At 53.9% G+C, this 8,820-nt stretch carries 7 protein-coding genes; 4 read left to right on the forward strand and 3 right to left on the reverse strand.

The annotated features are described in order from the left end of the window. Window positions 1-1,223 precede the first annotated feature (1,223 nt). Both dnaA and V6D20_02625 read left to right on the forward strand, forming a co-directional pair. Entirely contained in the window at window positions 1,224-2,618 is a 1,395-nt protein-coding gene (gene dnaA, locus V6D20_02620) for a chromosomal replication initiator protein DnaA (protein HEY9814687.1), read from the forward strand. A 27-nt stretch (window positions 2,619-2,645) separates the two neighbouring features. Beyond that, window positions 2,646-3,095, forward strand: coding sequence for a DUF4079 domain-containing protein (locus V6D20_02625; protein ID HEY9814688.1), 450 nt, complete (start codon window positions 2,646-2,648; stop codon window positions 3,093-3,095). Between the two features lie 121 nt (window positions 3,096-3,216). On the opposite strand, the gene V6D20_02630 is transcribed toward V6D20_02625, so the two are convergent. Next, complete coding sequence (locus V6D20_02630; protein HEY9814689.1) at window positions 3,217-5,031, reverse strand: ATP-binding protein; 1,815 nt, start codon at window positions 5,029-5,031, stop codon at window positions 3,217-3,219. Window positions 5,032-5,931: 900 nt separating this feature from the next. On the opposite strand from V6D20_02630, the gene gmk reads away from it, so the two are divergent. Both gmk and V6D20_02640 read left to right on the forward strand, forming a co-directional pair. Continuing rightward, the gene (gene gmk, locus V6D20_02635) at window positions 5,932-6,507 is read left to right on the forward strand and encodes a guanylate kinase (protein ID HEY9814690.1); all 576 of its coding nucleotides are present in this window, start codon (window positions 5,932-5,934) and stop codon (window positions 6,505-6,507) included. A gap of 132 nt (window positions 6,508-6,639) precedes the next feature. Then, on the forward strand, window positions 6,640-7,284 hold the full coding sequence (locus tag V6D20_02640) for a hypothetical protein (GenBank protein HEY9814691.1): 645 nt from the start codon (window positions 6,640-6,642) through the stop codon (window positions 7,282-7,284). Between the two features lie 6 nt (window positions 7,285-7,290). Here V6D20_02640 and wecB read toward each other — a convergent pair whose 3' ends face one another. Both wecB and V6D20_02650 read right to left on the reverse strand, forming a co-directional pair. Next, window positions 7,291-8,406, reverse strand: coding sequence for a UDP-N-acetylglucosamine 2-epimerase (non-hydrolyzing) (wecB, locus tag V6D20_02645; protein ID HEY9814692.1), 1,116 nt, complete (start codon window positions 8,404-8,406; stop codon window positions 7,291-7,293). Between the two features lie 68 nt (window positions 8,407-8,474). Beyond that, window positions 8,475-8,820, reverse strand: a 346-nt coding sequence (locus V6D20_02650; protein HEY9814693.1) for a hypothetical protein, incomplete at its 5' end; no start/stop codon positions are given.

Here is an 8,820-nt window from a genome sequence, read left to right on the forward strand (position 1 = left end):
ACGGTGCAGCGCCTGAATGGACAAAAGTGGCTAGCGCGTAATTAGTCCAGACCAGCCAGAGCAGTCAGCCAAGAAGACCCCGTTACGACCGGGGTTTTCTTGGCATGGACAAGTCGTGGCGAAGTTTGCCGCAATGGGGTGTGATCATGCCGTAGATCTTGAGGCAGGGCATCACGGCACATTGGCGAGCGTGGCGTGCTCCTACGGATCATCCTCGATGTGGGGGTAAGTCAGCGATCGCAGATTTAGATCCGCAAGAGTGATCCGGACGGCTGTGTAGAGGGCATGCAAAGGGCACTAGGTCATCAATGCAGGGGTAGTGTCATGCCAGGCATCCGGACAGCGGGAGAGACCCATGGGTAGATTCCGCCGCCGTGACGAGGGATTGGTGCTGGAAAGACAGGGGTAGGAATGACGGCAAGAATCCGCCAAGTGATCATTCCAAATTAGGGGTGCGGCTTGTTAAACTACTCATAACAGAACCGAGGATCACGCTCGGTTGATGCCTTGATTGAGCATGTTTGAACTACTTAAACCTCCCAGCTTGTCAAGCTTTTAGGCGTATCGATTCATGAATGCGATCGCTTAAGAATTGATAAGAAAACGTTAACCCTTAATTTTCAATAAACCGATATTGCATCGTGCCTCAAGGCTTGTTTGGAGCCATTTCGCCTCTGTCAAGACCCGCTAAAATCACGACATATATATTTCGTATAACACTGGTATCCCATATCTAGTAGTCTAGTTAAGCCGCAGAGAGAGGGAATCCGGGTCTGGGCCACGATTGTGAGCCTGTTTTCGTCGTCCCACTCTTTGCTCCATGCGTATCATGATCGTCTCAGGCATGATCTTGATCGCCTCCAACACCTTGATGTGACAGGGAATAGGAGAGCGATCGCGTTAGTGCAGATGAAAGGGATCATCGTCTCATTCCCTTGACCCCCAACGGATGATCATACGTCCTCAGTCCTTTAGCGTTTAGCAACCCTCATGAGTACGGCATCCACGCAAGTTAGAGACTTCCTCTCCTCTCCTCAACCCAAACCATCCCCTAGGGGGTTGCGTGGCGATCGCCGGGTCAACTGCTTGGATCGGTTCTTTCTACGCCTTTAGACGCAACGGCGTCTCCCCTCATCGCCCCATCGTCTAGAGTTACCATCATCAGCAATGACAACCTCTTGGGTGCGGTTGCTCGTTTATCAGTCAACAGTAGAGGTTACACAGTGGAAATTGTGCTGGAACAATTCTGGAATCAGGTCTTAGAGCGGCTGCAGTTGCAGCTCAGTCGCCCTACCTTTGAGACCTGGATTAAAACGGCTACTGTTGAGACGCTGAGCGATGATTGCTTGGTCATCTGCACCCCCAATCCATTTGCGCGTAATTGGATTCAAAAGTACTACATCAAAACCATCGCTGATGTGGTTCACGATATTCTCGGGCACAGCATCGAGATCCATGTCACGGTGCGGCAAACTGGCGAAGCGACCAACAGCAGCGAATCCCAGGATGCTGCCATGTGGCCAAGCGCCACCGATACATCACCGCCCACGGAAGAACTGACCCTGAGCAGCCATCGGCTCAAGCAAACGGATCTGAACCCTAAGTACATCTTTTCGCGCTTTGTGGTCGGCTCCACCAACCGGATGGCCCATGCGGCATCCTTAGCGGTCGCCGAGTCTCCAGGACGCGAATTTAACCCGCTGTTTCTTTGTGGTGGGGTAGGGCTGGGCAAGACGCACCTGATGCAGGCGATCGGGCATTATCGGCTTGAGAACCATCCCGATTCTAAGGTGTTCTACGTATCCACTGAGCAGTTCACCAATGATCTGATCGCCGCGATTCGCAAAGACAGTATGCAAACCTTCCGGGAGCATTACCGAGCGGTGGATGTGCTGTTGGTCGACGACATTCAGTTCATCGAGGGCAAGGAATATACCCAAGAAGAGTTTTTCCATACCTTCAATACCCTTCATGAAGCTGGCAAGCAGGTAGTGCTGGCCTCCGATCGCCCCCCAAATCACATTCCTCGCCTGCAGGAACGGCTTTGTTCTCGCTTCTCCATGGGGTTGATTGCTGATATCCAACCGCCGGATCTAGAAACGCGGATGGCGATTCTGCAAAAGAAGGCAGAGTATGAAAATATGCGCCTGCCGAGGGAAGTGATTGAATATATCGCCTCCAACTACAAGTCCAATATTCGGGAACTGGAGGGGGCGCTGATTCGTGCAGTGGCCTATATTTCTATCTCGGGTCTGCCGATGACGGTGGAAAATATTGCGCCGGTGCTCAGTCCGCCTACGGAAAAGGTGGAAGCGACCCCCGAATCGGTGATTGCTGCGGTGGCGGAGGCGTTTAATGTGTCCATTGATGACCTGAAGGGCAGCTCTCGCCGTCGAGAAATTAGCGTGGCGCGGCAGATCGCTATGTATTTGATGCGCCATCATACAGACCTGAGCCTGCCCAAGATTGGTGATGTGTTTGGCGGCAAAGACCATACAACGGTGATGTATAGCTGTGATAAGATCACCCAACTGCGGCAAACGGATCCTGATATGGCCCGGAATCTGCGGGAATTGGGCGATCGCATCAATCTCAACAGCAATCGGTCACGGCTATAGGCGATCGCTGCTGGGGCATGAGGAGGTATGACGACGACGATGGATCTACCTTCGTTTTTATGGCTATGGCGGATTGCGGCCTGGTCGATGGGGCTATCGGTGACGGCCTATGGCATCTTGGCGCTCTCCGGGGGCTGGCTGCTGCTAGCGCGTCGGCAAAAGCGATCGCGTCCGGCTTGGCTACGCCCCCTGCATTACACCATTGGCGGTATCATGGTCACCCTAGTGCTGCTGCTGCTGTCGGTGGGCTTGGTTGGCACCGTGGGCTACTACGGTAATCTCGGTCATTCGGTGCATTTGCCTGCCGGATTGACCGTGGTGGGCATCACCCTGCTGTCGGCCTGGAGCGCGACCCGCATTGGCCCTAAACGACCCTGGGCGCGATCGCTGCATGTGGGTTCGAATATTGCCTTACTGATTGGATTTTTGGCAGTGTCCCTCACCGGTTGGGATGTGGTGCAAAAATATTTACCCTAGTACCACAAGACAGAAGAACGAAGATAGAACAACGAAAATGAGTTCCAGGACACACAAGGGTTCCCGCCTTAGCAACTAGGCGGGTGACTTACGCCTCAGCGTACTAGAGCCCCAAGCCACCCTAGGATGCAGAACGACTGTGATCGGGTAACTCTAGGGGCAAACTGACAATGAAGCGCACCCATGGTTCTCGACATTCTAGACAGATTTTGCCGCCTAGATAGTCCGTCAACTGTTGGACAAGAGATAGCCCTAGACCCGTGCCTCCGTGGTTCCAGGGATCAGCATTGGGGATGCGATAGAACTTTTCAAAGACGCGATCGCGCTCATGGGGCGGAATCATCGAGCCCGAGTTGCTGACGATAATGCAGACGCCGGTGCCTTGACGCTGGGCGCTCAGGCGAATTTGCTCATGGGCCCGGGTATATTTGCAGGCATTGCGCAATAGCTCGGTGATGATGCGCTCTAATCCGGACAGATCGGTGATCAAACTCGGCAGGTTAGCATCGATGTCTAGGGAAAAACGAATCTGCTGCCGTTGAAGTTGCGGCTGCAGGGGTTCAATCAGGTTAGGCAACCAATGCTGCAGATGGACGACCGTTTTGATGATCATCATGGATTCGGCCTCCAGGCGGGAGAGATCCAGCAGATCGTTAATGAGTCCAATTTCGCGATCAGATTCTGCCTGAAGAATGGCAATGTAGCGATGGATGCGAGGGGCGCGATCGCCGAGATCCACCGATTCTAGACTCAGCTCTAGCATTTCCGACGCCATTTTGATGCTGGCAATGGGCGTACGCAGCTCGTGGGATACGGTGTTGAGAAAATCATCTTTGAGCGAACTCACCCGCTCCAGTTCCTTCACCTGCTGCTGGGCAGCCTGGTACAGTCGAGCTTGACGGATGGCGATCGCACATTGATTGGTCACCTGCTGCACCAGCCGAATCTCAGAGGGACTGAAGGGTAGGCCAGGCTCCCGAATCAGCCAAAGATCGCCAATGGTGCCTTGTCCATCATAAATAGGCGCAACTAAGATAGTGACCCAGCCGAGCAGGGTATGGCAGTCACAAAACTGAAAGTATTGATGGGCAAGCAGTTGATGGTAGATGTAGGGAAACTCATCCATCTTCCAAATGGTGCCCAGGGCGGAGTGGGAGTGATCGTGGGTGCAGTCATGCACCACGGTGGAAATCTGCTGCTCAGAATCGTAGCGACCGGTATTGCAACTGATCAGCCCCAGGCCCGCTGTCATGGATTCCACCACCACTTGGAGAATGTGCTGTTCATCCAAGCTGTCCCGCACGCGATCGGTAATCCGCTTCAGGAGGGCTTCAAACGCCAAAGCTTCCGTGAGTTCGCGGGTGCGCTGGTTCACCTGCTGTTCGAGAGAACTAATGAGCTGGCGATAGCGTTCTTCCGACGCCTGCAACCGCTGCTCCATGTGCTTGCGGGTGGTGATGTCTCGCTGGATGAGAACACAGCCGGTGAATTGGCCATCGGTGTCATACAGCCCCGTGCAGTTCACTTCAAAAAAGATGGGGGCACCGGTATCTAAGCGACGTTCTTCGGTTTCTTGGCACAACTGTCGCTGATTTAAAAAATGCCGCAGCAGGGCTTTGCCCTGATCTGGATCATGGGCAAAGAAGTCACTCTGAGCCATACCCAGCATTTGACTTGTCGTCGCGCCATACTGCCGGAGTACGGCATCGTTGACCTCCACAACCTTGAGATGGTGATAGATTTCATCCAAGGTGCGATCGCAGGTTTGTTCTACATCCCAGGGCATGGGGTGATCGAGCTGCATCACCAAAATGCCATCGAGAGACTGGGCAAAAATTTGCCGGTAGTGGCATTGTTGACAGGTCGAGAGAGACGCGGTGCAAGAAGCACAGCCACCAGCCTGGAGGAGTGTTGGATGCTGCTCCTCAATCTTCATGGTGGACGACTGAGATGAACAGGAATGGGGCAAGTTTGAGGGCGGGATGGACATAAACTCAGGGCTGAACAGCCGGCCAACTCATGGGGTTCAACAAGGGTGATATTGAAAAGCAACGCTTATGTCCTGGGTCAGGTAAACGAAGGGCTAGGGACATAGCACTTGGCTGGAATGACGTATCAAATCGTGGCGTGGCGGTAGATGTTGGCTGCTTGATCGATGACATTGGACGAGTTTTGACTCTATTAGATCCTAGATGTCCAAGAGACATGGTCTTGCAGTGGACGTTATATCCATTTTTTACAATGTCGCTACATGGTTTAAAACGCCTCAACGTCCCTTGTCCTTTTGGAAAGGGATGTAGGGTGAGGGCAAGGTGTAGCGAGCAATCCAAGACTTGATATCAGGGATAATCCATCATTCCTTGTCGGTGGACGTGAAAGACAAGACAACAGACCAAGGGATGATGCTAAGAGTCTATCTAGTATTGTGCAAAATTTCAGGACACATCTTAATCCCTAGGACTACGGAGGTTTTTCGACATTTTCTGTCATAATCTGTTACGGTCTGTAATTTTCTTGAATTTTTTCCGCGATCGCCCGGAGATGGCGCGCAATAGGTAAGAATAGTAAGACTTTAGGCAACCAAGAACGGGGCCATCTCCCGGTGGAAAACTCTGGTCTGTGACCGTCTTGCAGGAGTGGTGCGATCGCTGCTTGTCTTCCATTATCCTCGATTTCGGGGCTGTGGCTACCATGCCCGAGCTTGCAGTAGGTGGGCCTCAGGGATGACTACGATGGATAGCTAGCGTTTGATCCAAGGCTGGGAGGATGGAGGTGATGCCTAATTGTTAAGCACTGTGGTATGCACTGTTAAGTTGTGGATTGAGTCATGGAACCCATGGGTATTGGTAAATTGGTGGTGTTGACAGGGCCTAGTGGTGTGGGCAAGGGGACGTTGCTGCAGTTGTTGTTGCAGCGCCACCCGGAACTGCGTCTTTCGATTTCCATGACGACGCGATCGCCCCGTCCGGGAGAAGTTAACGGGCAGCACTACCTGTTCACCCAGCGGGACGAGTTTCAAGCTCTGATTGATCAAGACCAGTTTTTAGAATGGGCGGAATTTGCCGGCAACTGGTATGGGACACCGCGTCAGCCAGTGGATGAGTGGATTCAGCAGGGAGAGTGGGTGATCCTGGAAATCGAGCTGCATGGTGCGCGGCAAATTCGGGAATCCTATGCGGATGCCTTTCACATCTTCTTGCTGCCGCCGTCGTTGGCTGAACTGGAGCGGCGGGTGCGCAGTCGGGGCCATGATTCCGAAGAAGCGATCGCTCGTCGTCTGAAGCGGGCAGAGGCAGAAATCGCGGCGGCGGATGAGTTTGATATGCAAGTGGTTAATGATGATCTAGATCAGGCCCTAGCTGCCATTGAGGCGAGTTTGTTTGCCCGATCGCCGGCCCATGTTCACGATTAACGCCATAACTATCGCCTAACGCCACAGCACAGGGAGCGATCGCATCAGCCTGTGGGCACCTCTAGCAACCTGTGTGAACCCATTGCTTGTCTGAACTTATTGCCTGTGTGAATCTATGCCAGAGGGGGCTCCTTGGCCAGTGACATCATTATCGTAGCGGTGTATCTTCTAGCCGTTGCCTACGTTATCTATCAGGCGATTAACTCCTTGGAAGACCGCACCACGGTGCTGTTAGACCAAGCAGGGTTGACGGCAGAATTGGAGCGCACGGGCTTATCCGATGTGCTCAAAATTGACTTTGGCTTTAAAAAAAGCGATCGCTTCACCTACGACAAGCAAATCAGCACCCTGACGATCACGATTACCAATGGAGCTGATACCTCCATGCAAATTGACTGGGAGGAAAGCACCCTGATCGATGCCGGTGGTCAATCCCATCGAGTGGTGCGGGTGACGCCCGATCGCCGTATGTCGCTCTGGGTCTACCAAGCCCCCAGCACCATTGGCCCTGGAGCAGCGATGAAAACCCAGATCACCAGTGAAGATAGCGTGACATTAAGTAGCGATGGAGCCATTGCGGATATCAAGCCCTTGGTGAGCGATCAGACCCTCTCAAAGAGCAAAACGGACATTCTCACCCTGGCACTCTGGCTACGGGTGCGGGTGCTCAGCAGTAGTGAAATTGCTGGCAGCGATCGCCCCTATTTGCTGTGCTGCAAAATTCAGGTGATCAAGCTGCCTTGGACGGACTATCTGCCCATTAGCTTGGGCGGTTGATGCAGATCACGATCGCTCTTGGCAATAGGCCTGGACGATAGACAGGATGCGCTCTGAGGCATGGCCGTCTCCAAAGGGATTCACGGCGGTGGCCATGGCTTGGTAGGCATGGTCGTCGGTGAGCAGATGGGTGGCAGCGTCCACGATCGCCTGGGTATCTGTGCCGATCAGCTTGGCCGTCCCGGCAGCGATCGCCTCCGGCCGTTCCGTCGTATCCCGCAGTACCAACACCGGCTTGCCTAGGCTCGGCGCTTCTTCCTGGAGTCCGCCCGAATCGGTGAGCAGCAGATGACAGCGTTGGATGGCTCCCACCAGTTGGGCATAATCTAATGGCTCCGTCAAAAAGGCTCGGGGATGATCGCCTAGAGCGGCCGTCAAGGGCTCCCGCACGGTAGGATTTCGGTGCAGCGGCAGGAGCAGGGCCGTATCGGGAAATTTTTCTAGCAAGGTCAGAAATCCTTGGGCGATCGCCGCTAAGGGTTCGCCCCAATTTTCCCGGCGATGGACGGTGGCCAACAGGGTGCGATACTTGCCCCACTCTAGCCCCGGAATGGGACAGGCGGGCTGCCGCTCTGCCACCGAGAGCAGGGCATCAATCACCGTGTTGCCGGTGTGGTGAATGGTACCCACGACGCTGGATTGCTTCAGATGCTCCACCGCCGTAGTAGTGGGGGCAAAGTGCAGTTGAGCGATTTGGGAAATCAGCCGCCGGTTGGCCTCTTCTGGAAAAGGATTGAACAAATCATCGGTGCGCAGACCTGCTTCCACATGCCCCACCGGAATTTGATGATAGAAGGCCGCCAAACCAGCAGCGAAGGCGGTGGTGGTGTCGCCTTGCACCAGCACGATTTGAGGCTGCAGGTCTTTGAACAGCGCTTCCAACCCTTGCAAGGTACGGCAGGTGATATCGGTGAGGGTTTGCCCATGCTGCATGATAGCCAGATCGCGATCGGCGGTTAGGTCAAACAAGTCCATCACCTGGGCAACCATTTCCCGGTGCTGACCCGTGAGGATCACCTGGGTATCCATGGCATCGCTGCGACGGAACTGTTGGATCACTGGGGCAAGTTTAATGGCTTCTGGACGGGTGCCCAGAATGATACAGGCGCGGATGGGAGGCATGGGCAATAACGTAGGTCGGCTTGGGTAAATGTAGAGCCTAGGTAGAAGATTCTAGATGGGAAATTCCCCTAGGCGTCTGGCTTCGAGGGTAGGGGGCGATCGCTGTAGTCGATGTCAATGTCAATGGCCGCCGATCCACCGATGGCCATCAGCCGTAGCATCGAGCCCATTTGCAACCATAGCAACCCGCAGGTGGGAATCACCACGATCGCGCCCAAGGCAAAGCCAAACCACAGAGGCAGGCCAAACACACAGAGGCTGGATCCCATAAAGATGGTGGTGAACAGGGTCAGCCCTAGGTAGGTGATGATAATCTTGGGCGTTTTGTACTGAACATCAAACTCAACGCTGCGATCGGCGTCCCAAATGGCTACCTGATACTCCAGCATATCTTTGAAGATGATGCCAAAAATG

Source organism: Candidatus Obscuribacterales bacterium, from assembly GCA_036703605.1.
Classification (GTDB): Bacteria; Cyanobacteriota; Cyanobacteriia; order RECH01; family RECH01; genus RECH01.